The organism is Bradyrhizobium sp. USDA 4510 (assembly GCF_054059095.1).
The window spans coordinates 6,854,052-6,875,100 of the sequence record NZ_JBSSBT010000001.1; the positions used below are offsets into that span (position 1 = coordinate 6,854,052).

Annotated in this window: 19 protein-coding genes and 1 tRNA gene; 12 read left to right on the top strand and 8 right to left on the bottom strand. The window is 60.1% G+C overall.

The genetic code is table 11. The features are described 5' to 3' along the window. Positions 1-7: 7 nt before the first annotated feature. The gene (locus ACVMDN_RS32035) at positions 8-142 is read left to right on the top strand and encodes a hypothetical protein (protein WP_256521274.1); all 135 of its coding nucleotides are present in this window, start codon (positions 8-10) and stop codon (positions 140-142) included. Between the two features lie 13 nt (positions 143-155). On the opposite strand, the gene ACVMDN_RS32040 is transcribed toward ACVMDN_RS32035, so the two are convergent. Together ACVMDN_RS32040 and ACVMDN_RS32045 are read right to left on the bottom strand one after the other, a co-directional pair. Continuing rightward, on the bottom strand, positions 156-473 hold the full coding sequence (locus tag ACVMDN_RS32040) for a hypothetical protein (RefSeq protein WP_016841357.1): 318 nt from the start codon (positions 471-473) through the stop codon (positions 156-158). A gap of 387 nt (positions 474-860) precedes the next feature. Continuing rightward, a complete protein-coding gene (locus ACVMDN_RS32045) occupies positions 861-1,154 on the bottom strand; it encodes a hypothetical protein (RefSeq protein ID WP_371852154.1) in 294 nt (97 codons plus the stop codon). A 438-nt stretch (positions 1,155-1,592) separates the two neighbouring features. Between ACVMDN_RS32045 and ACVMDN_RS32050 the strand changes: the two genes are divergently transcribed. From ACVMDN_RS32050 to ACVMDN_RS32060, 3 genes are all read left to right on the top strand, one after another. Then, entirely contained in the window at positions 1,593-2,900 is a 1,308-nt protein-coding gene (locus tag ACVMDN_RS32050) for a tyrosine-type recombinase/integrase (protein WP_456834708.1), read from the top strand. 517 nt (positions 2,901-3,417) lie between these two features. After that, the gene (locus tag ACVMDN_RS32055) at positions 3,418-3,672 is read left to right on the top strand and encodes a helix-turn-helix domain-containing protein (protein WP_456834707.1); all 255 of its coding nucleotides are present in this window, start codon (positions 3,418-3,420) and stop codon (positions 3,670-3,672) included. 126 nt (positions 3,673-3,798) lie between these two features. After that, on the top strand, positions 3,799-4,695 hold the full coding sequence (locus tag ACVMDN_RS32060; protein ID WP_456834706.1) for a hypothetical protein: 897 nt from the start codon (positions 3,799-3,801) through the stop codon (positions 4,693-4,695). Positions 4,696-4,760: 65 nt separating this feature from the next. On the opposite strand, the gene ACVMDN_RS32065 is transcribed toward ACVMDN_RS32060, so the two are convergent. Then, positions 4,761-5,846 (bottom strand): PIN domain-containing protein, encoded by a 1,086-nt coding sequence (locus ACVMDN_RS32065; protein WP_456834705.1) that lies wholly within the window; start codon positions 5,844-5,846, stop codon positions 4,761-4,763. A 265-nt stretch (positions 5,847-6,111) separates the two neighbouring features. On the opposite strand from ACVMDN_RS32065, the gene ACVMDN_RS32070 reads away from it, so the two are divergent. From ACVMDN_RS32070 to ACVMDN_RS32090, 5 genes are all read left to right on the top strand, one after another. Further along, positions 6,112-6,510, top strand: a complete 399-nt coding sequence (locus ACVMDN_RS32070) for a hypothetical protein (RefSeq protein WP_456834704.1) — start codon at positions 6,112-6,114, stop codon at positions 6,508-6,510. Between the two features lie 290 nt (positions 6,511-6,800). Further along, positions 6,801-7,253, top strand: a complete 453-nt coding sequence (locus ACVMDN_RS32075; protein WP_456834703.1) for a hypothetical protein — start codon at positions 6,801-6,803, stop codon at positions 7,251-7,253. After that, complete coding sequence (locus ACVMDN_RS32080; RefSeq protein ID WP_456834702.1) at positions 7,253-8,821, top strand: terminase large subunit domain-containing protein; 1,569 nt, start codon at positions 7,253-7,255, stop codon at positions 8,819-8,821. Before ACVMDN_RS32075 ends, ACVMDN_RS32080 begins: the two co-directional genes overlap by 1 nt. 2 nt (positions 8,822-8,823) lie before the next feature. Continuing rightward, positions 8,824-9,564, top strand: a complete 741-nt coding sequence (locus ACVMDN_RS32085; protein ID WP_456834701.1) for a hypothetical protein — start codon at positions 8,824-8,826, stop codon at positions 9,562-9,564. 50 nt (positions 9,565-9,614) lie between these two features. Further along, positions 9,615-10,424, top strand: coding sequence for a hypothetical protein (locus ACVMDN_RS32090; RefSeq protein ID WP_456834700.1), 810 nt, complete (start codon positions 9,615-9,617; stop codon positions 10,422-10,424). Between the two features lie 244 nt (positions 10,425-10,668). Here the strand turns inward: ACVMDN_RS32090 and ACVMDN_RS32095 are convergent, their stop codons facing one another. Continuing rightward, positions 10,669-11,739 carry an AAA family ATPase gene (locus tag ACVMDN_RS32095; protein ID WP_456834699.1) on the bottom strand — a complete coding sequence of 357 codons (1,071 nt, stop codon included), beginning with the start codon at positions 11,737-11,739 and terminating at the stop codon, positions 10,669-10,671. Positions 11,740-12,171: 432 nt separating this feature from the next. Between ACVMDN_RS32095 and ACVMDN_RS32100 the strand changes: the two genes are divergently transcribed. Further along, positions 12,172-13,851 (top strand): AIPR family protein, encoded by a 1,680-nt coding sequence (locus ACVMDN_RS32100; protein ID WP_456834698.1) that lies wholly within the window; start codon positions 12,172-12,174, stop codon positions 13,849-13,851. Positions 13,852-13,934: 83 nt separating this feature from the next. Here the strand turns inward: ACVMDN_RS32100 and ACVMDN_RS32105 are convergent. The 3 genes from ACVMDN_RS32105 to ACVMDN_RS32115 form a co-directional block, all read right to left on the bottom strand. Next, a tRNA-His gene (locus tag ACVMDN_RS32105) sits at positions 13,935-14,011 on the bottom strand. A gap of 185 nt (positions 14,012-14,196) precedes the next feature. Continuing rightward, complete coding sequence (locus ACVMDN_RS32110) at positions 14,197-14,631, bottom strand: phasin (RefSeq protein ID WP_456834697.1); 435 nt, start codon at positions 14,629-14,631, stop codon at positions 14,197-14,199. 271 nt (positions 14,632-14,902) lie between these two features. Continuing rightward, positions 14,903-15,301 (bottom strand): phasin family protein, encoded by a 399-nt coding sequence (locus ACVMDN_RS32115; RefSeq protein ID WP_057019032.1) that lies wholly within the window; start codon positions 15,299-15,301, stop codon positions 14,903-14,905. Between the two features lie 356 nt (positions 15,302-15,657). On the opposite strand from ACVMDN_RS32115, the gene ACVMDN_RS32120 reads away from it, so the two are divergent. Both ACVMDN_RS32120 and ACVMDN_RS32125 read left to right on the top strand, forming a co-directional pair. Then, positions 15,658-19,533: a PAS domain-containing protein gene (locus tag ACVMDN_RS32120; RefSeq protein WP_076829654.1), complete on the top strand. Its 3,876-nt coding sequence runs from the start codon at positions 15,658-15,660 to the stop codon at positions 19,531-19,533. A gap of 162 nt (positions 19,534-19,695) precedes the next feature. After that, positions 19,696-20,523: a metallophosphoesterase family protein gene (locus ACVMDN_RS32125; RefSeq protein ID WP_076829651.1), complete on the top strand. Its 828-nt coding sequence runs from the start codon at positions 19,696-19,698 to the stop codon at positions 20,521-20,523. Here the strand turns inward: ACVMDN_RS32125 and ACVMDN_RS32130 are convergent. Next, a complete protein-coding gene (locus ACVMDN_RS32130) occupies positions 20,462-20,947 on the bottom strand; it encodes a Crp/Fnr family transcriptional regulator (RefSeq protein WP_076829648.1) in 486 nt (161 codons plus the stop codon). The genes ACVMDN_RS32125 and ACVMDN_RS32130 overlap by 62 nt on opposite strands. Positions 20,948-21,049: the final 102 nt, after the last annotated feature.

Sequence of the window (21,049 nt, forward strand, 5' to 3'; positions counted from 1 at the left end):
GGCGAAAATGAATCAGCACGCTGATTCGCGAAAGAAAAAATTTCTTGCAATCCGCAAAGTGGCCAAGATTACCGGTGCGTTTTGCTTTTTGAGTCACACCGAACTTATGACGCAACCGCAAATGGAAGCCCTAAGCGTTTGATATGACTCGGTGCCTAGCGTTTTCCGGCAGCTTTCGCGCGCTCGCGCTCGATCCACTTGCGCTCGATCCAGCCGAGCAATTGCGCGGTCGGTTTCTGCAGGAACGGAACGTCCTGCGCGAACAAAAGGAGTCCGAGCGGCAGCATCCAGAGTCCGAGCACCGGCAGGAAGCTGAAGATGCCGCCGATGATCAGGAGGATCGCGAGCGGAATCCGCACATAGCGCGACGACGGCTTGCGCAGCCACGCGACGAAGCGCGCCGGCTTTTCCGGCAGCTTGGCTTCGAACCAGGCGAAGTGCCGATCGATCTCTTGTTTGTAGTATTCGCTCACGCGTCCCGCTCCATCCGTTCCACAAGCGGAACAGATTTGGCTGACAATACAAGCCCCAGAGATGATGCTGCGTGACAGCGTCACAAGGCGTCAGTCTGTCGCGCATCGCAACCTTGAAATCGCATGGAGGCGATCCACCGCGCGATGAGATTGCGTTGACCGCGATGGCGCTGCGCTCCCTCTCCCCGTTCTTACGGGGAGAGGGTTGGGGTGAGGGGCTGTCTCCGCGTGGATGGCGATAGTTGCGCTTGTGGAGACTCCCCCTCACCCGGAACGCATCTGACGATGCGTTCCGACCTCTCCCCGCACGCGGGGCGAGGTGAAGCGCACAGCGGTCCGCTCGACGAGAATGCGCCAAGTTAGCCGCGTGCGCGCGATGGGAATCATTTAGTGGATGGACTTCTTCGCCCTGTGCGATTTGGCGGCCTTGTGCTTGGCAGGACGCCGTTCCACGCGCTCGCTCGCTTCACGCGGCTCGGGACCACCGCGGAAGAACACCCGGCAGGCCGGCGAGAGCTGCGCCTTGTTCCTGATCATGCAGGCCGTGATGCGATCGACGTCGGGAATCTCGGGGCCGCAAAGCCTGAACGCATCCGGCGTACAGGCCTGCTGCTGGTCTTGCGTATAGGCCTCACTTCGGCCCGGCAGCAGCAGCGCCGCAAGAGCGATGCTTGATATCAACGCAAACGAAAAACTCCTTGAACAGGCGATCCCCATGCATCCCCCCAAAGGTGTCACTAGGCGTCGTTAAGGCGTCGTGTCAGCCAGTTTGGGTGACGGGACAGAGAAGTGCAAGCGGACGCGATGACACGCCGGGCGATAAGGGCGAGCGACCTTGCGATGGCCGGATTTTGCGATGTCGCGCTGACTGATCTTGCGGATGGTACAGTTGGGTGGGCTCGAACCACCGACCTCCTGTTCCACAGGGAGGCCTGCTTTTCGACCATTAGGGATCATTGGCGACCATCGGGGATGTCAACGCCAAAATCTACAGCATTTTCATATACTTATATTCAACTAAACCAACTCAACTGATATCATCGGGCATCATCGGGGAGATCGATTTCCGTGTCGATCACAACCTAAACGGTACCCAAATCGATCTCAGGGGAGCGCGTTTTGAGCGAAAGGACATCGGACGGCCGGAAGCCGAAGGAGAGCCGGAAACATCGTCTCAGCGACACGTGGATCAGCCGTTACAAGCCCGCGCTCCCTCAAGAGGATTGGTTCGATCAGGGCTGCACCGATCTCATCCTGCGCATCAGTTATGGCGGAGCCCGGACGTTCCGAGTCCGTTACAGGGACGCCGACGACAATTCACGGACCCTCAAGCTCGGCCGATGGGACGCGAAGAAGTTCAATGTCGAAGCCGCCCGCCAAGCCGTCAGAGACTTCGACCGTGACGCCCACCTTGCAGCGAAGCGATCCCCCACCGAGGGCATGTCAGAGGACAAGGCGTGGTGGGTCACGGCCACATTTGCTGACGTGCTCGAGAAATACATCGCCGAGGTCGTTTCTGGGTTCCGGACTCGGAAAGAGGTGGAACGCTGCTACAGGCGCTACGTCATCCCTGTGCTCGGCCAAAAGCGGTTCGTGGAACTGGAGCAAGACGACGCTGGGCAGCTCCGACGCAACATGCGGAAGGAAAACGGGCCACGACAGGCTGACACCGTGTTCGGCCTAATTCGTGCCGTCATGGCTTGGGTCGAAGACGAGGGGGTCATCAAGAACTACGCGAGCCCAGTCCGCTATCGACCGAAACGACGGCGCAAGAGTGATCGCGGAGGCCGGGAACGCGTCCTTGATGACGCTGAACTCCGCATGGTCTGGGACGCAGCGACCAAGATGGGCGGCCAGTATGGCGCAATCGTCCGGCTCCTCCTGCTTACGGCGCAGCGTCGTCAATGTCTGACGACTGCCCTGTGGTCTGAGATCACCGGGGACACGTGGTCCATCCGCGAAGAGGACGGAGCCAAGGGCACCGGACAGGTCCTGCGCCTCCCTCCCCTCGCCCTGGACATCCTCAAGGGCCTCCCCCGCATTAAGGGCTGTCCGTTTGTCTTCGGCGTGGAGCATGACGGCGAGTTCAAGCCGTTCAATTCGTTCTCTCAGCGGAAAGAGGAACTGCTTGCTCTCCTCCCGCGTCCGATCCCACGCTGGACGTTGCACGATCTCCGACGCACAGCGCGAACCCGATTAGAAGATATCGGCGTGGACATGCAGACCGGAGAGGTCGTCATCGGACATGCCCTCCCCGGCGTCAAGCGAACGTACATCCGTTCGACGTTCATGGAAAAACGCGCGGATGCTCTCCTCCGTCTGTCCGAGCACATCGCGCATGTCGTGGGCCTCTCCCCGGATCAAGGGACGCCATCCAGCCCGGCCCCGTCGAATGTCGTCCCCATAGGACGATCCCGACGCGCGTAGGAAGCAGCACGAGCGCTCCCTGTGCGATGAAGCGCGCCGACACGTCCCAGATGCGGGAGAACAGCATGGACCTCTCCCTGCTGTTCGTTGCGCTTGCTCGTAACGAGTTCTCACATCTAGGACAACGCGCGTCCCCTGAAACGTCTCTTTGGGGGATGATCCTTGAGGGGGCGACAGGGTGCAGTACGAGCGCTCCCTGTGCGCTGGATCGCGTTCCGGAGGGGGAGATAGGGGGCCGACGCGCACGGCGCTCATGCTGTCTCCCAGCGCGGCGTCCAACGGGCATCATTGGGATTGACGACAATTTCGCGATTTGCAATTCTAATCTTGCGGTGCCCATCTGACAAAAAGCAATAAGAGGATGGACCACTCCGATCGGGCCCGATGTAGTCCCGAGGAAGGTTGGAGGCCTCGTCGTCTAGGTGCTCCACATCCGGCCAGGCATGAAAAGCCGGTCCTGGTCCACATCGCCAGAGGTTCGCTGGAAAACGCGGGCCGTAGCGATTTGGACCAACCAATGTCAGACGTCATCTCAATCAACGCTACCAAACCCGTTGCACCTCAAGGGCCTCTTCTTGTGTCACGCAAGGCCGCCCAGCAGATGCTCGGCGGCATCAGCGTCTCCCATCTTCGCCGGCTAATGAAAGCCGGGGAGATACATCCGGTCTTCCTGAATTCAAGCCGATCTCCGCAGCGGAGTGGGAAGTTGTTCTTTCGTGTCAGCGATCTCGAAGCGCTCGTCGAGAAATTCGCAAAGCATTCCGTGAAGTGAGAACGCAACGACCCCGCTCTGTTGACGCAGGGCGGGGCCGCATGTTGCGCGCTCAACAATGAAATCACGAACAACCCGTCCAAGGCAAGCTCATGAATGAGCGATCATCACTAGGGAAGATCGTCAATGTTGATCTTAAGGGACCTTCACGAACGCAACAAGCCGCCTGTTCTCCGGCCGATCTTCGATTGTTTCATCGATACATTGATCGTCTACTTCCCGACAACGGCGCTCGCGCGCGAGGATTGGACGCGGCTGCGCAAGATTTACGGCGACACGCCGCATCACCACCAGAACGCCGATATCGGATACATGCTGATCGGTTTCCAGTGTCCGCAGCGAGAGCTGCTGCACGAACTGGCGCTGCTAGGAAAACAGTGTGGAGGAAAACTCTATCGGCTTGATATCGGATGCGATGCGCGGATCGATGAGGACTACACCGTCGAGGAGCAGCACAGGTTCTTGAAGGAACACATGCTCCTGATGCACCGCAATGGACAAAGAATATTGGAAATTCCGAACGCTGACGGCACGACCGGATGCTACTACTGCCCGCATGCACACATTCAGGGAGCCCCGAGAGACATCTGTCTGTATTGGGGCTTGTCATCCAAGCTAGACCCCTACGGAGAACTCTGCGCGCACTTCGATCTCAGACTACGGGGACGCCCCGCAAAGCAATTCACTCTCGACGGAATGGAAACACTAAACCCGTCCAAAATCGTGCTGCGACATATCCGTTTCGTGGAATTCCATCAGCGGCGCTTTGAACGGGACCTTTTCCGGAAGCGAATGCAGGCAATGAACCTTGAGGATGCGAAAAGGCAGATAGCGTTGATGCGACGGCTTGATCAGCTCGATTACGTGCAGCGTGCTCATGATCAACACCGCATCAGACTGCACACCAACAACGATCTCGTAACGCTGCCGGGCAGCCTCTCATGGGGGGCTGTACGGAGGAAATCGAAGGATCAGGCCATAGAGAGGGAAATCAATAGGTTAGGAGAGACGTTTGTATTCTAGGAGGACAATAATATGCGCACGACGTCAACAATTCACGCCGCCCGAGGAGAAGCGCCAAAGCTGGTTCACCTGAAATACCGCTGTATCTCGTCTATCTGGCTAGCATCGATTTCGATCTCGGCGTGACAATTTACTTTCAGAAGCGACGCTGTCTCGGGTGATTTGGCGTCAAACTGCACTTCGAGCTCCGCCATATAGAGGCCCACATGCTCCACGCCATCACTGAATTCATCTGAGCTTTCGTGCTGCTCTTCTCCATCCCATAAGTTGAATTCGACTTGCATTTCGAGCCAGACATCAGCGTAAGTCTCGAAATCAAGCAGGCAAGTGAACTTGTTGCCGCTTTGTGAGATAACCGCGAGATCGCCTAGATTGATCGCGTCCACCGAAGCCACATGCGCGGATGTGACATGCAGCTTAACGGAGGAACGAGCGAAATACCGAGAACCACCGCGCACAGTCACGCTTGCGTTCATCATGCATTCGGTCAAGCTGGCGTGGAGTTCGCGGCTGTTCTTTAGGACCGAGAGCAAGCTGTCATGAACTGATTTGGCGACAGTCGCTTTCGAGATAATATCCGATAGCCCTTCCACGATTATTAGCTCAGGCACGTGCGCGCAACACGCCTTTAGATCGGGGTCCCCGGAAACTACGTAGATCTTCTTTCCTGTCTTCTGCGCGCGCTCCTGCAGCGAGGAAACGACGAAAGCGTCGGGAAATTCCGATTTCTTCTTGGCGCTGAACGGGGGGCGCTCATGGAAGTAATCGTCAAAGATTTTGTCTACATTTTTGCTGAGGGGGACTTCGATTACTCTGACTTCCCGCATGAACGTGTCAAATAGGCTTTGCAGCCTGGCTTCAGCCTCCGCGGCATCCAATGCTGCAACCGCTTTCGCGTTCTCTAGTTGGCCGAGAACTACGTCATGTTTCTTCAGCGCCGCTCGCGCATTGACAAGACTTTCCCTTATTTTGCTGCGAGCCTCTGATCGCGTTATGCTCGTCGTCAGGACCTGCAATTGTCCGGACCTGACAAGCTCCTTTAGGCGATTGCACGACTTCGATTGCCAGTCGTATCGCTCTCGATGGTATGCCTGAGTGTCAATGAACACTTGGTCGGTTTCGAGCTGATCAGAGCCGTCATTTTCTGGCATTCGCGTTTCCCTGGCGCCTAGCCATTGTATGATGCTCAACGGGCGATTGAAACTGCGAGAATGAGCATCCGGCACAGCGAGGCGTTGAAAACTTGGGAAGGATAATCCGCCCGTCTGTCGGAACGCCGCCCCAACCGCCCGAAAACCGCAGCAATCGCCCTCCCGGAGACGAGGAAATCCTCCTGATCCGGGCTCGCGCCTAGTCACCTTAGCATCGAGCACCTAACGTGCCCGTCCCTCGCAACATCGAACCGAGGGAAATCCAATGCCAGACAATCAGATCGGATACGAATTCGCAGGCCCCGGCCGGAAGCGGCGCGAAAGACTCGCGCTCGCGAATATTGCGCAGTCGCTCACACCGAGAACGATCAAGCCGAAGGCAACGCCAAAATCCTTGTCCCAAAGAAACTCAAAAAGGGAAACACGGGAGATCACGGAACGAGGCCTGAAAGCGAAAATCCGTCGCCTCACGCTCCAGACCGACAGCTTCAAAGAAGTATGCGACGAACTGGAACGTGCAAACATCTCGGCCTCCGGCATTCTCGTCAGTAACCAGCGTAACATCGTGCGCGAGATCATTGCGCTCCTGATTGAGGAAGGCTTGCTCACCGAGCAGCAGCTTGCACGCTATCGACGCCAATATAAACGTAGCCAAAAACGATGAACGCGCGATCTTAGTCTAGCCGTGATCAATCTGAGGCGACGGGATCGGAATTGAATACATCCCATTTTTGGTGCAAGCCACGCACTCAGTGCTCGATCTATTTTGTTTGTTCTCGCGTCGATCATCGCTGATTTGCAAACACCTGCTGATGGGTGGTCAGAACTGGAAATCACCGGCGAAAACCGAAGGAAATACAAGGCGCGCCACTCCGGGCTAGTCTTGGGTAGCCCATTGGGCATTAATCGAACAGGAAAGACGTCAAATGTATTCGTGAGAACGAGGCAAGTACTGTGCACGGGACACTGAAACAGAACGCGAAGCCGAAGCGCAAGCGTAACCTGTCTGCCGTCACATCAGGGCGCCGACTGTTCGCCGAACGCATCTCGACAACGGACTCCCCCAGAGGGCGGCGCTTCTCCGATCTGGTGTTGCGTTACATCGAAGATTGCGGGGGCGAAGACCGCATCAGCGAGACCACGCGCAATCACATCCGGCGTATCGCCTTCCTGCAATGCGTCCTCGAAGATTGCGAAGCAGCATACGTCAAGACTGGCAGCACCACGCTGGATGAGCGGCTTGAATATCAGCGTCTATCCAACACCCAGTCTCGTCTCATGAAGAAGATCGGCCTGCTCAGCGCCACACCCGGCAAGCGTGATGATGACGATGACGACATAGACCCGCTGGAATATGCGCGGCGTGGTGGCTCTCGTCATTCACACCGTGAACGCATGGGGGATTGATGAGCACTCGTCGTCATCGTGAACGCCTTGACGACACTCAGACCACCGCCGCACCTAAGAAATCGACCAAGCTTCCAGATACCGAACATCGTCTCACACTGCTGGATGCTGTTTGCGATCCTAACATATTCCTCCCCTCGTTCGCAGACCCGGACGATTGGGAAGTGTGGTGGGCATTCATAGCGGCGTGCTTTGCCTATGACATGACGCCCGAGCAGCTAGCGCTGTTCGAGAAATGCACGGGCCGCAAAGTTCCTCCCGCGCAACAAGTGAAAGAAGCGTGGCTCGTCGTCGGACGTCGCGGCGGCAAGTCCCGGGTGTTAGCGCTGATCGCAGTGTGGCTGGCTTGCTTCTTCAATTACAAGCCGTTCATCGCACGTGGGCAGCGTGCTGTCGTCCAGGTGATGGCCGCAGACCGCGAGCAATGCCAAGAGATCATGAACTACGTTAAAGGGTTCCTCTCTGAGTCGAAGGTGTTGCAACGGCTCGTTGAGAGTTCGACGGCAAAATGGGTTCGATTGAAGAATTCGATCTCAATCGAAGTCACGACCGCAAGTTACAAAACGTCGAGAGGCAGGACGGTTGTCTGTCTGTTGGCCGACGAGCTGGCGTTCTGGTCGAGTGATGATACCAGCTCCAATCCCGATACCGAGGTGATCGCGGCCGCTCGGCCCTCGATGTTGACGATCCCCAATTCAATGATGCTCTGCGCCTCGTCTCCACATAGTCGGAGAGGAGCACTGTGGCAGGCATACAAGAAGCATTTCGGACAGGAGTCGGACCGCATCCTCGTATGGCAGGCTGACACGCTGACCATGCGCCCGCACGCGCCCGACTACATCCGCGCGGAGATCGATCAGGCCTATCAGGATGATCCGGCTCAGGCATCCGCGAATTTCGGCGGGTTGTTCCGGACAGACCTCGAACAACTACTGTCGATTGAAGCGCTCGATGCAGTGACGAGCGACGAGCGTGAACGTCCCTACATGCCGCAATTCAATTACTCGGCGTTCTGCGATCCGAGTGGCGGCGGCTCCGACTCATTCACTCTTGCAATCGGCCATCGTGAAAACGGCGTGGCTGTCCTCGACCTAGTTAGGGAGAAGCGACCGCCGTTCTCGCCGGAAGAAGTAGTCGCCGAATATGCAGCCGAACTCAAGAACTACGGCATTTCGTCCCTCAAGGCAGACCGGTACGCGCTGGAGTGGGTAAGAGAGGCGTTCAAGAAGCAAGGGATCACGCTCGAACATAGCGAGAAGTCGAAGTCCGAGATTTATCGCGAGCTACTGCCCCTGATCAACAGCAAGAAATGCGAACTGTTGGATCATCAGCGTCTCCATCAGCAGCTACTCGCTCTTGAACGGCGCACGTCACGCTCTGGTCGCGAAGTTATAGACCACCCAGTCAACGGCAAGGACGACCTAGCCAACTCAGCAGCAGGCTGTTTGGTCTGCATGGGCACACGTCGTTATCGGTACGATGCCTCGCTCGAGTGGGTCGGAGGACCATCGGAACGCAGCCAAGCTGCAGAGAGATTATCCACCATCATGGCAATGAAAGGCCTCTAGACATGACTACCACGCACGACCACGAGATCATCGACCGGAATGGCCGGACTGTGCGACGTCCGAACGACATTCTCCAGGACGGAGACAGCATTCGGACCCACATGAAACTTATGGACCACGGGGATCCGACTTTGATGGCAGCCATGACAGCGGCACAGTCCGCGAGGCGGATCGAGCAGTTCGACGCAAAGGTGGCCTTCCCCAATCTGGAATTGGACCACAAGCAAGCAGCGCTGCTCGATGCTGCGAAGCTCACTCCGAACCAGATGGTATTATTCAAAGACCATTTGACTCGAAAGGGGTTCAGGCAAGCGCTCGACCTCGCAAAGAGGAACGTCGTCGCGATCAAGCGTACCGACTCAACGGTTGGCTATGCTCTGGCCGATCCTCAGTTGCAGGCCCAGGTCGACGGGCTCCCTCCGGATCAGCGCGGGGTGTTCGAGCGCGCCTTTTTTGGGCACGGGGAAAACACATTCGACGGGGCAATGGCGTTAGCCAAAGGCTCCGCGCCGCAAGCTGCGCTCCATCGACCGGGCTACCGGTCCGTGGATGCTTCCGCGAACTCGGAACGGGAGCAACTCCGTGAACAGCGTGACGTTGCTTTGACCAATGCCTGGCGAAAGCCACCCCCGGTCATCGATCAGCAGCTACCCCAGTCGCGCGACACGTGTCCGGGCGCTCTCTCGCACGACGACCTACTGTCCCGCCGCGATAAGCGCCTAGAGGACAGTTGGAAGCAGTGAACCAATGAGGCTCGTCACATCGACGGGCCTCACCACATGAAAGGTGACCAATGCGAAACGAATTACCACCACGAGTGCAGGCCAAGCTCGCAACGTTGAAGGATGCCGAGCAGCAGGCCTTGACCTTGATGACGTACAATCAGCGAGCAATATTGGAAACGGAGAGCTCGCTCGGCACAGCGCCGCGTGACAGAATACCCGTCATCGAGCGAGAGATCGCTCGGATACGGGCATTGCAACCCGACTATCAGGATCGATACAGGGCACTCGCGGACCTCAACGCCAAGGTCGCGCGATTTCTGGAACAACTGCCCGCCAACGTCGATCTTGAAGATGCCCGGCCGATCCGGTCCAAAGCGAAGACGGACGAGAGCCATCTGCAAGCCGTGCAACGCTTGCGCGGCCGGATCGTGGAGTTGATCTCCGAGCGTGGTCGTGTCGAGCGTGCATCGCCGACAGTCAGAGAAATGAAGCAACAGGCCAAGCTCTATGTTCAGTGGCTCGCTTCGGATGGAACGCCGCTCCTCATCATCGAGCACGGCAAATTCAAGCTCTCATTCGGAGAGAACAAGTTGATTTCTCCCGAAGCAATCTTTGCATGGATCAATCCGACGCTGCTGCAGGATCGGCTTGAAGCGTTGATTGACAAGATGCCGCAGTCCGGTCGGCAGATGGATGCCGATGAGCGTAAAACGCGTCTCGACGAGATCAAGACCGAATTGTTTGAAGCCGAGAGATACGAGTGCGCCCACATCGATGCTGCTGCTCGCGAAGGCACCGTGATCGAGCACAGGGCAAACGTGGACATTCGGGCGCTGCTTGGGCTCGTGACGTCGCGATCCAAGGCGAACGCAGCATGATCTTCTTCCCTCCGCGCTTTGGCGTCACTTCCCCGCGGAGGGGTAACGCCCGGCCGTTTGCGTCAACGGGGCGGTCGGGGGCGGACAAGACGGCGAGTGTCCGACCTTCATGAAACAACCCCGTCAGCCTGCGGCTGGTTTCCGCCCGGCGCGGCAGGCATCTAGACCCCGCCGTCGTCGGGATTTGCCTCATTCTCCGGGCGGCGGCGGGTACTCTCAAGGGTACAAGAGCACAAGGGTACAATCAGTGTAGACGTTCGCGCTTGATAGGCGCTTCATCATCAGCATCACCCTGTTTGTGCTCTTGCGGCAGACACCACCACCAGCCATCGTCGCGTTTTACGCTGACAACTCCGACCTCCTTCTTCGCAGCCTTGAAGGTGTTGATGTGGAAGCCGGCTTCCTGCGCGAGACGATCAGCCTCGCGCGCCGGCTTTGCTCCATCAGCTAACCAGTTTTGAATGATGAACATGGCTTGCTGTACCTTGGTTACATGCGTGCTCTTCCCGGCTAACACTTCCTCGATATCGACATCCTCCCACTCCGTATCCCATTCAATGGTAGGCTGCCCTTCGTAGTTGCTCATCGCGAACGCAACGGCCTTCTTCTCGTGCCAAAGGTTCGCCTTTTCCATCATCAGAAACCTGCGGCCCGTCCCATTCCCACTCCCCACCATCAAAACGGAGCGAGAGACGTTGACGAGTCCAACGCTGCCGAGGATGCGCTGACGAGGCTTCTTCCGGACGTCCTTGACCAAGTGAAGAACATTGATCACCGCAATGCCATACCGTGAGGCTAGCTGAGCAATCGGCTGCAGAAACTCCCTGACCTGATCCTCTCGATACAGATTAAGGTCTCCGGCGAAATCCGTGATTGGGTCGATCAGGATCGCGACGACATCTCCCAATTCGCTGATGAGTCGCTCGACCTCGCCAATCGTAGTGTCCAAGCGAGTGATAACATCGAAGTCGTTCCTGCGGTCGGATTGTTCGATGCCGATCAGATGTACCTTCTTCATGTCTGCACCTGCTGCACGCATCCTGGGCTTGATCATCAAGCCGGGATGATCTTCTTTGCAGAATATGACAACAGAACCCTTGGCCGGCTCCGTCTGCGGTTCACCCCCAAACGAGGGCATGGGCTCGCCGGTCGTGATGCGGGCTAGGATGTCGTAGATCATCGTCGTTTTTCCGACCTCTCCATCCCCGGCGACAGTCGTGATGAAGCCGGATGGAATGAAGGGTCGAAGCAGCCAGTTGATCTTCTGGCCTTTGATCTTGCTCAACGGGCGAGACTGGAAGCGTCGATTGCGCATAGGCATAAATCCTCGTCGACCTGTCCTCCGCGCATATGCGCGTGCGAACAGGCACACAGACTGTGTGTTTTGTGAAAACGAGGTCCCATTGCTCGAGCGAAGAGAGCTTTGGACGCTCAAATCGTCGAGAGCCTACTTTCGCCCGTTGTTGCCAGCCTCCTACCTCTGTTTCTCCGCCTATGTGCGAACGCTTGGACCGCCGCATCTGAGGAGTTGGAGTGCCTGATAGGACGCCACGTGGTCATCGGCTAAAACCGAAAAAATTGCAGCACGCTAGCCGCGCAATGTCAACGCCGCGCATCTCGTCAGAATGGCGCATACGCCGTGTCCGGCCGAGGTTTTCCTGTATATTCCGTAGCTTTTTTGAGCACTCGCCCTTGAATTGTACTCGGAAACCCACCTTTACTGCGCGGTTTGAAGGGGGCTCCATATATGGCTGCAAATCGTCAACTGTTGCTTACGAGACTTTCGGATCGCCTCCACGCGTTATTTGATGGATCAATCAAACTCTCGGATGTGGCAACTAAGCCCGCGAAAGAGAAGGAAGGCTATTTTCTGACCCGTTCACTCGCTGCTCTCGCACTAATGGACGATGCTGGTCTAGTGCCGGACCAGGCAGCGCAATGCGTAACCGATGGCAGCGCCGACGACGGGATTGATGCAATCCACATCGATGAAAAGAAGAAGATCATTTACTTCGTGCAGAGCAAATGGCGCTCGGGGTTGAAGGGGGTCGACCTTGTCGACTTCACTCGATTTCGTGACGGCGTAAAAAGCGTTCTGGAATTGAAGTGGACGACCGAAAATAAAAACCTTCACCCATTTCGACCTAAAATCGAGTCGACGCTCAAGGATATAGAAACAACGTTTGTAATGCTGCTCGCGCACACGAGCGATAAAAGCATAGCAAAGAACATCAACAACAAGATCGCAGATTTCTTGAGCGAGCAAAACAAGATCCAGAGCGATTTTCTCGAGCTCAAGGAAATTGATTTTGCCAGCGTCACCCACATAGCTAGATCGAAGGTGCGCGCCTCAGACATTGATGTCTCCGTCATGCTAAGAAATTGGGGACGTTTGCAGAAGCCTTATGACGCGATCTATGGAGCAGTTTCCGCCGTGGACATCGCCAAGTGGTATGAAGACCACGGCACCAAGCTCTTCGCGGAAAACTTACGATACGTGATCGAGAAATCGGAAGTAAACGAAGGGATCGCAGAAACGGCAGACAAAGAGCCCAGTCATTTTTGGTACTTCAACAATGGGGTGACGGCCATATGCGACTCATTTGCAAAGCAGCCGATTGGCGGAACAAAAACTGACACCGGTATATTCGACGTCAAGAAGATCAGCGTCATCAATGGCGCGCAAACAATCGGATCGCTCGCCAAAGCAAAAACCGCGCAGACGAGCTTGGATGACGTACTCGTTCACGTTCGCATCATTTCGTTGCAGAATACCCCCGAAGGATTTGCATCAAGTGTAACTCGTTCGAACAATACTCAGAACGATCTCAATGCGTCGGACTTTGTCGCCTTCGATCCAAATCAGGACCGGCTGAAGCGGGAAGCAACTCAGCTAGGGATCACGTATGCTTTCAGGCGAGGCGAAGCCGACCCCGCAGCCGCTTCTGGTTTCACCATCCGGGCGGCGACAGTCGCCGCCGCTTGCGCGTCAGGAGATCTCAGACTGGCGGTAGCGGCCAAGCGATACATCAGCGGCTTGTGGGACGATATTAAGAAGGAACCCTACATCAAACTGTTCAACGACAGCACAACCGCAGTCTATCTATGGAACATCGTCCAGTTGATGAATACGGTCGACGCTACACTTGCAAAAAAAGCGGATGACTTGGAGGGCAGAGAGCGCCTAATCGCGGTACACGGCAATAGGTTCATCCTATTCTGCGTCTTTTCGAAGATAGATTTGGTGCAGCTATCGAGTCCAGCAACTGACCTGACTTCATTGAAGACAACCTGCGAAAAGCTGGCCTTGAAATTCCTCGATGCTGTCATCTCCGCGATTGCGGACAAATTCCCCGACTCATACCCCGGCAACATCTTCAAAAACCAAGACAGACAGGAAGAGCTAAGGGATGCGATCAAGCCGTGAGCGCTAGGCTACCTAAATCGCTACCTAATCTTCGATTTAGGGATGATCGAACGGACCGGGAACCGCTAAGTGGTTGATTTGAGTGGTACAGTTGGGTGGGCTCGAACCACCGACCTCCTGTTCCACAGACAGGCGCTCTAACCAACTGAGCTACAACTGCATCCCGCGGCCCGCTCAAGCGGGGCGGCGATTTCGGGCGGAAACTAGGTGCAACGCCGCGCTTTGGCAAGGCCGTAACGCGCCGATTTCCGCTGTTATGTCGGGCCGCTTGACGGGCTCCTGCCCAGCAAAAAGGCCCGGACCGCTTCGGCCCGGGCCTTTCGCTGGTCTCCCAAACGGCAGCGATCAGGCGGCCGGCTTGTAGAACTTCGAGGCGCTGGCCTTGATCGGCTCGGCGGTCTCGCTGGCGACCTTCTGGCCGAGCTCGGCCAGTTCCTTGGCCTGCGCGGTATAGGTCTCGAACTGCTTGCGGGCGTGCGACGTCCACAGCTCGACCGCTTCGGTCGGCGACTTCACGCTGAACAGCTCCTGGGCGAAGTCGAGCGAGGAGGTGGTGTTGGCCTTGAAGAACTCGATCAGCTTGGCCGAATACTCGCTGGCGCCCTTGCTCACCGAGGTGAACACGGCCTCGACCGTCGAGTTGTGGGTCTCGGCGGCGTCCTTGAACTTGGCGTAGCTGTCGCGGGCGTGCAGAACGCCCTTCTCGGCGAACGCGCGCATCTGCTCGGGAACTTCAAACGGAATGATCGAGGCGGAAAACGGATCGGACGGGTTGGTCATACGTGTAATCCTTCGCAACGGGTGAGTAGATGTGACCATTGCGAACGTCCCGGAGCCCATCAGGCCGGGAGCGCTGAAATGGATCACGCTGCCTTGATTCACGGGAGTGCCCTTCGTCGGGCGCGCCTAATAAACACCCATATCATGTCAATTTTGTGCAACGCAACGTAAGATCGCGTGCGACGCCACATTTTTTATCTGACGGAACAAAAGATTACCGCGGCCGACCGAGGCTGAACGCGCCGGGGTCGGCCGCGGCCAATGCGCTTCGTCAGTTCTTCGGCTTGACCGCGTCCATCGCGGCCCGGCTGACGGCCTGGCCCATCTCGCTGGCCTGCTCGGCGAGCGAGCGCATCTGGCCCTGCACATATTCGCTGTGCAGCCGCATGACGTCGCTGAGGTCCTTGGCCTTGAGCAGCGCCTCGGCGTAGTCCAGCGACGACTGCACGTTCTTTTCGGCATAGGACAGCGCCTTGGCCGAAAGATCCTTGGCGCCGGCGCGCACCGTGGCGTTGCGCTCCTCGATCTTGCCGGCGGTGTCCTTGGCGTTGGTCACGAATTGCTCGAACGCCTTGCGCGCCTGCTCAAAACTCGCCTCCGCCATCGACCGCATATCCTTGGGAATCTCGAACTTGGGGATCTCGAAATGGTCACGCCCGTTGTCGCTCATGGTCGCTCTCCCTCGCTTGCTGATCGGCCCGCCGCTTGGCCCTGCGGGCCCAGGGCAAGATAGACGGCAGAATATATATCGTGGCACTGCAATCGCAGGTGTGACGCGGCGCCGCCTGGTTCCGCATCGCGCGGCTCGCAGCAACCTCTCTTTGCCCGACAACGCCAAACGGCTGTGGATCGTTCAGCCGAGTTAACGTTATCCCGGCTTTGGCGGGGGCAGTTTCGCTGCGGACATGGACCTGCCGCCCCCCAGTTGCGATACTAACCTTCTGTTAAGGCTGTCGTCCTGCGGCTGCCGGGCCTTCGGCTGAGCTTAAGGAAGAAAGCCAAACCCATGCGGTCAAATCTTGCGTGATGAGTGACGCGGAATTCCAGATCCAGGCGCTCGGCGATGTCAGGCTGGCGGATCATGCGACGGGCGCCCTGCCGGCATGGCTGTGGGCGGCCGACGGCGCGCGGATTCTCTGGGCCAATCCGGTCGGCGCGCAGGTATTCGGTGCCGCCAACGGCGCCGAGCTGGCGAAGCGCGGCTTCGGCCCGGCCGATCCGCACCGCCGCCAGGTCGCGCGGCTCGGCCACAGCCTGAACGCCAATGGCGCGGTCCGCCTGGAGCGGCTGCGCGGCTTCGGCGCTGCGCCCGGCATGCTCGCGACCTGCGGCTGCGCCCGGATCGACCTGCCGGACGGCAGCCACGGCATCCTGATGACGGCGCTCAACGCGACCGGCCGCGGCATGCCGCTCGCGGAACGCCTGCAGCGGCTGCTGCAGGGCTTGCCGCGTCCGGCCGCCGCCTTCACCAGCAACGGATTGCTGGTCGCAACCAATGAGGCGGCGCGTACGCTGCCCGGCCTGCACGACCTCACCGAAGCCGGTCTCGATGCCGCGCGCGGTGAGGCGCTGGCGCAGGGCCGCGCGGCGGCGAGCGTTGCGATCGGCCGCGTCGTGCTGCAGCGGATCGGGCACGGCGCCGATCGCGCGCTGGTCGCGTTGATCAAGCCGGCGGCGCATCTCGCCGCAAGGCCGGCGCCGATCGTGCCTGCGCCGGTTGAGCCGGAGACGCCGGCGCGCGAAGCACCGGCTCCCGCAGCGCCAGCGCAGCAAGAGGCCATGGCCGTAGAGCCGCCGCCAGCACCTGCAGTTATCGAACAAGCCGTTGCGCATGACGAAGCGCCCGCGACGGCCAGCGCAGCACCGATCGCCTTGTTCGACGCGCTGGATCCGCAGTTGGAAGAGCGCGTCACGATCGAGCCGATCGTCAGCGCGGCTAAATCCGAACCTGAGAATGCTGCTCCATCTGCCGCGGCAGCAGAGGCGGCGCACGTAGAGACCGCAGCTCTCGACACCACGCAAGACGAAACAGCTGCCGCCGAGGAACCTCTGTCGGAAGCACTGATCGAAGTGCCGGACGGCGCGCAGATCGAAGAGCCTACGCCTCTTGCCCCGCCACTTGCGTCGGCAGAACTCACGCATTCAGAGCCGACGCCCGTCGAGACTGCACCTCTCGACACCACGCCCGACGAAAGCCCCGCCGTCGAGGAGCCGCTGTCGGAAGCGCTGATCGAAGCACCCGCTGAAGCGCCGGTCGAACAGCCTGCGCCTGATCTCGCAGAGACGGCACGCACGCACGCGCCGGAAATATCGGCGCCCCCGGCCGATCCCGCCCCCTCGCCTTATGCGATCGCGGATGCGCCCGCGCCGCCGCCTGCCGCCGAGCCGGAGCCCGCGACATTGGCGCCGGTGCCACCACCATCATGGCTCGACGAGCCGTTGCCGGTGCGGCGCCATCCGCTGCGCTTCATGTGGCAGATGGACCATGAGGCCCGCTTCTCGCTTGGCTCCGATGAATTCACCCGCCTGATCGGCCTGCACACCGCGGCGGGCTTCGGCCGGCTGTGGAGCGACATCGCCGAGAGTTTTGGCCTCGATCCCGAAGGCCGCGTCATGCAGGCGTTCGCCAGCCATGACACCTGGAGCGGCATCACGCTGCACTGGCCGGTCGACGGCGGCGGCCGGCTGCCGGTCGAACTGTCCGGCCTGCCGGTGTTCGATCGTGCCAGGAATTTCGCCGGCTATCGCGGCTTTGGTGTGTGTCGCGACCTCGACGGGCTTGCGCGACTCGCCGCATTGCGCCGCTATGAGTTCTTCAGCGGCACGGTCGCGCCGCAATCGCTGTCGGCCGATGTCGCACCGGCGCCGCGCACCGTTGCGCCGCCTGGGCCCGCCGCGCCACAGGACAATCCTCCGCCGCACGCGGAGCCGCCGCCCGACACGACCGCAGCAGCACCACCCGAGGAATTGACCGAGCCGACAGCCGCAGAGACTTCACACCGAGCCGATCCGGATCACGCCGTGGAAACGCACGAGGAAACGCACGAAGTGCGTCACGACCCGCCACCGAATGTGGTGCCGTTCCGTCCCGCCGGCGACACCCGGCCGCCGTCGCTGACGCCGGTCGAGAACAACGCCTTCAACGAGCTCGCCCGTCAATTGTCGGCGCGGCTCGAGAACGAGGCCGGCCTCGCCGCGACGACGGACGACAGCGTGCCGGCCGAGCCGGTCGCCGAAGCGCCGCCCGCAAGCGAACCGCCGCAGCAAGCAGAGGCGCCAGCGCAAGAGGCGATCGCGCGGCTGGAGACACCGGCGGAAACACCAAAGGCCAGCTGGCTGGCTGCGGCGGAGCCGGCGCCGCGCGCCGACTCCCGGCGCGACCGCGCGCTGCTCGATCTGTTGCCGGTCGGCATCCTGATCTACCGGCTCGACCGCCTGCTCTATGCCAACCGCGCCTTCCTCTCGCGCATGGGCCATGACAGCCTGCACGCGCTGGAAGCCGCCGGCGGTCTCGACGCGCTCTATGTCGAGCCCGGCGTCTCGCAGGCGAGCAGCACGTCGGGCACCGGCACGCCGGTGACGATCTCCGCGAACCAGAGCACCGAGCACGGCGCGCAGTCGGTGTCCGCCGAGGCGCGGCTGCACACCATCACCTGGGACGACGATTCCGCGCTGGCGCTGATCTTCTCGCGCACGCTGGACGAGGATGCCTCGATCGCCGCCGCGCTATCCGAGCCGGAGCCTGCGGCGGCCGCCGAGCCGCTGCTTGCGCCGGCTGAGCCGCAAGCCGGCCAGGCCGACGCCGAAGAGCTCGGCGCGATCCTCGACACCGCGGCCGAAGGCATCATCATGTTCGATGCCGACGGCAACATCCATTCCTGCAACCGCAGCGCCGAGGCGCTGTTCGGCTATGACGGCGACGAGTTCGTCACCCGCAAGCTCGCCGATCTGTTCGCGCCGGAAAGCCAGCACGGCATCTTCGACTATCTTGCCAGCCTGAAATCGGCCGGCGTCGCCAGCCTGCTCGACCATGGCCGCGAGACGCTCGGCCGCGTCCGCCAGGGCGGCATCATCCCGCTGTCGGTGACGATGGGCCGCACCCGCGCCGATGGACCGAACTTCTTCGCGGTGTTCCGTGATCTGTCGCAAACGAAGAAGAGCGAGGGCGAATTGCGCGAGGCGCGGCGGCTCGCCGAACGCGCCGCCAACGCCAAGTCCGACATGCTGGCGCGGATCAGCCACGAGCTGCGCACGCCGCTCAACGCCATCATCGGATTTGCCGAGGTGATGATCGGCGAGCGCTTCGGCGCGCTCGGCAACGAGCGCTATGTCGAATACATGAAGGACATCCGCGCCTCCGGCGAGCGGGTGATCGCGATCGTCAACGATCTGCTCGACCTGTCGCGGATCGAGACCGGCAAGCTCGACCTCGCCTTCGCCAGCCAGAACCTCAACGAGATGGTGGAGAGCTGCGTCGCTGTGATGCAGCCGCAGGCCAACCGCGAGCGCATCATCATCCGCACCTCGCTCGCCCACACGCTGCCGCCTGTGGTCGCTGACGCCCGCGCGTTGCGCCAGATCACGCTGAACCTGATCGGCAATTCGATCCATCTCGCCAATGCCGGCGGCCAGGTGATCGTCTCGACCGCGCTGTCGGATTTCGGCGAGGTGATGCTGCGCGTGCGCGACACCGGGCAGAGTCTCAACGACAACGAGGTCGCCGCCGCGCTGGAGCCGTTCCGCGCCCCGACGCCATCAGATCAGGCCGGCTCCGGCGGCGTCAGCCTGTCGCTGACCAAGGCGCTGGTCGAAGCCAATCGCGCCAAATTCCAGATCCGGACCGGCGGCCGCACCGGCACGCTGATCGAGGTGACCTTCGCCCACGCCACAGCAAGGGCGTGAGCAGCGATCCGCCCTTCCCGCTCTTGCCGGCCGATTCCAGGACACTGCGAACATCTGTCGCGTCGGATCCGCGCGGCGCGGCATAGATCTTGCTGCGATTTGGCTTGTTTGAAATCATTGCCGTGCGGCCCCGCCCGTTTTCCGGGCATTCGGATTTCACCGATGCGCTGTCTTGTCGTCGCCGATCTGCATTACTCGTTGCCGCAGTTCGATTGGCTGCTGGCGGCGGCACCGCAATTCGATCTCGTGATCTTCGCAGGCGATGCGCTCAACCTCGGCTCGGCGGTCGATTTCCGCGCCCAGATCGTCGTCGTCACGAAATACCTGTCGCGGCTCGCCGATCTCACGCGGGTGATCTTCTGCTCGGGCAATCACGACCTCGACGAGCGCAACCCGGAGGGCGAGAAGATCGCGCGCTGGGTCGCGGGCATCAGGGAGTTCGGCGTCGCCTGCGACGGCGACAATCTGGCCATCGGCGACACGCTGTTCACGGTGTGCCCGTGGTGGGACGGCCCGCTGGTCAAGGCGCGGATCGACGATCAGCTTCGCGCGGCGGCCGCGATGCCGCACCGCCGCTGGGTCTGGGTCCATCACGCCCCGCCGGCGGATTCGCCGACCAGCTGGGGCGGCAAGCGCTTTTTCGGCGACGCCGAGCTGCTCGGCTGGATCGAGCGCCACCATCCGGCGCTGGTGATCTCGGGCCATGTGCATCAGTCGCCGTTCATCCAGATGGGCTCGTGGTTCGACCGGATCGGAGCGAGCTGGGTGTTCAACACCGGCCTGCAGCCCGGCCGGCCTCCGGTCTACATCGTGCTCGATCTCGCGCAGGACAAGGCGTTCTGGCTCGCCGCCGGCGATGCGCAGATGATCGATCTCAAGGCGCCGCTGTCGCGGCCGGCGGCTCCCGTGCGCGAGGCGCCGGACTGGCTCATATCCTTGGATCGGATTGCCGATCCGAGCCTGGCGCGACCTGCATCGGCGGCAGGTTGATCATGCTCTGCAACACCTCGCCGACCATCGCCAGATGGGTGCCGTGATCGGCATATTGGTGCATCAGGTCGGCAAGATAGGTCGTGGCGACATGAAGCCGTTGCGCCAGGAGCTGCGCGATCAGCAGCGCCACCTCCGGCTGCTCGCGCAGGAACGACGCCGCATCGTCGAACTCGTACAGGACGCAATCAGTGGCCGTGCGCACCTTGGCGCTGTGCGCCCGGTCGAGCAACACACTCATCTCGCCGAACACCGCGCCGGGCTCGTCGATGACGGCGACCAGGCTGTCGCCCTTGACGACTTCCACCTTGCCCTCGAGCAGCACGAACAGATGACCGGTCTTGCCTCCCTCCTCGATGAAATCCGTGCCCGCCGGCAGGCTGCGCCTGCGACCGCCGGTGCAGTGATCAAGGATCGCTCGCATGTTTCATCTCCGTCTCCGGTCAGACTAGGCAGAGATGCTGTCGCGTCAAACGGCATTAGCTGGGCGTTCTGCCCAAATTGTCGGCACGCCACCGCGTGACCC

Excerpts from the sequence above, each read along its gene's own strand:
- ACVMDN_RS32080 (WP_456834702.1), top strand. The coding sequence starts at position 7,253 with ATGAGCACTCGTCGTCATCGTGAACGCCTTGACGACACTCAGACCACC.
- ACVMDN_RS32130 (WP_076829648.1), bottom strand. The coding sequence starts at position 20,947 with ATGCGAGCGATCCTTGATCACTGCACCGGCGGTCGCAGGCGCAGCCTG.
- ACVMDN_RS32085 (WP_456834701.1), top strand. The coding sequence starts at position 8,824 with ATGACTACCACGCACGACCACGAGATCATCGACCGGAATGGCCGGACT.
- ACVMDN_RS32035 (WP_256521274.1), top strand. The coding sequence starts at position 8 with ATGAATCAGCACGCTGATTCGCGAAAGAAAAAATTTCTTGCAATCCGC.
- ACVMDN_RS32100 (WP_456834698.1), top strand. The coding sequence starts at position 12,172 with ATGGCTGCAAATCGTCAACTGTTGCTTACGAGACTTTCGGATCGCCTC.
- ACVMDN_RS32070 (WP_456834704.1), top strand. The coding sequence starts at position 6,112 with ATGCCAGACAATCAGATCGGATACGAATTCGCAGGCCCCGGCCGGAAG.
- ACVMDN_RS32095 (WP_456834699.1), bottom strand. The coding sequence starts at position 11,739 with ATGCGCAATCGACGCTTCCAGTCTCGCCCGTTGAGCAAGATCAAAGGC.
- ACVMDN_RS32065 (WP_456834705.1), bottom strand. The coding sequence starts at position 5,846 with ATGCCAGAAAATGACGGCTCTGATCAGCTCGAAACCGACCAAGTGTTC.
- ACVMDN_RS32115 (WP_057019032.1), bottom strand. The coding sequence starts at position 15,301 with ATGAGCGACAACGGGCGTGACCATTTCGAGATCCCCAAGTTCGAGATT.
- ACVMDN_RS32090 (WP_456834700.1), top strand. The coding sequence starts at position 9,615 with ATGCGAAACGAATTACCACCACGAGTGCAGGCCAAGCTCGCAACGTTG.
- ACVMDN_RS32125 (WP_076829651.1), top strand. The coding sequence starts at position 19,696 with ATGCGCTGTCTTGTCGTCGCCGATCTGCATTACTCGTTGCCGCAGTTC.
- ACVMDN_RS32060 (WP_456834706.1), top strand. The coding sequence starts at position 3,799 with ATGTTGATCTTAAGGGACCTTCACGAACGCAACAAGCCGCCTGTTCTC.
- ACVMDN_RS32110 (WP_456834697.1), bottom strand. The coding sequence starts at position 14,631 with ATGACCAACCCGTCCGATCCGTTTTCCGCCTCGATCATTCCGTTTGAA.
- ACVMDN_RS32120 (WP_076829654.1), top strand. The coding sequence starts at position 15,658 with ATGAGTGACGCGGAATTCCAGATCCAGGCGCTCGGCGATGTCAGGCTG.
- ACVMDN_RS32055 (WP_456834707.1), top strand. The coding sequence starts at position 3,418 with ATGTCAGACGTCATCTCAATCAACGCTACCAAACCCGTTGCACCTCAA.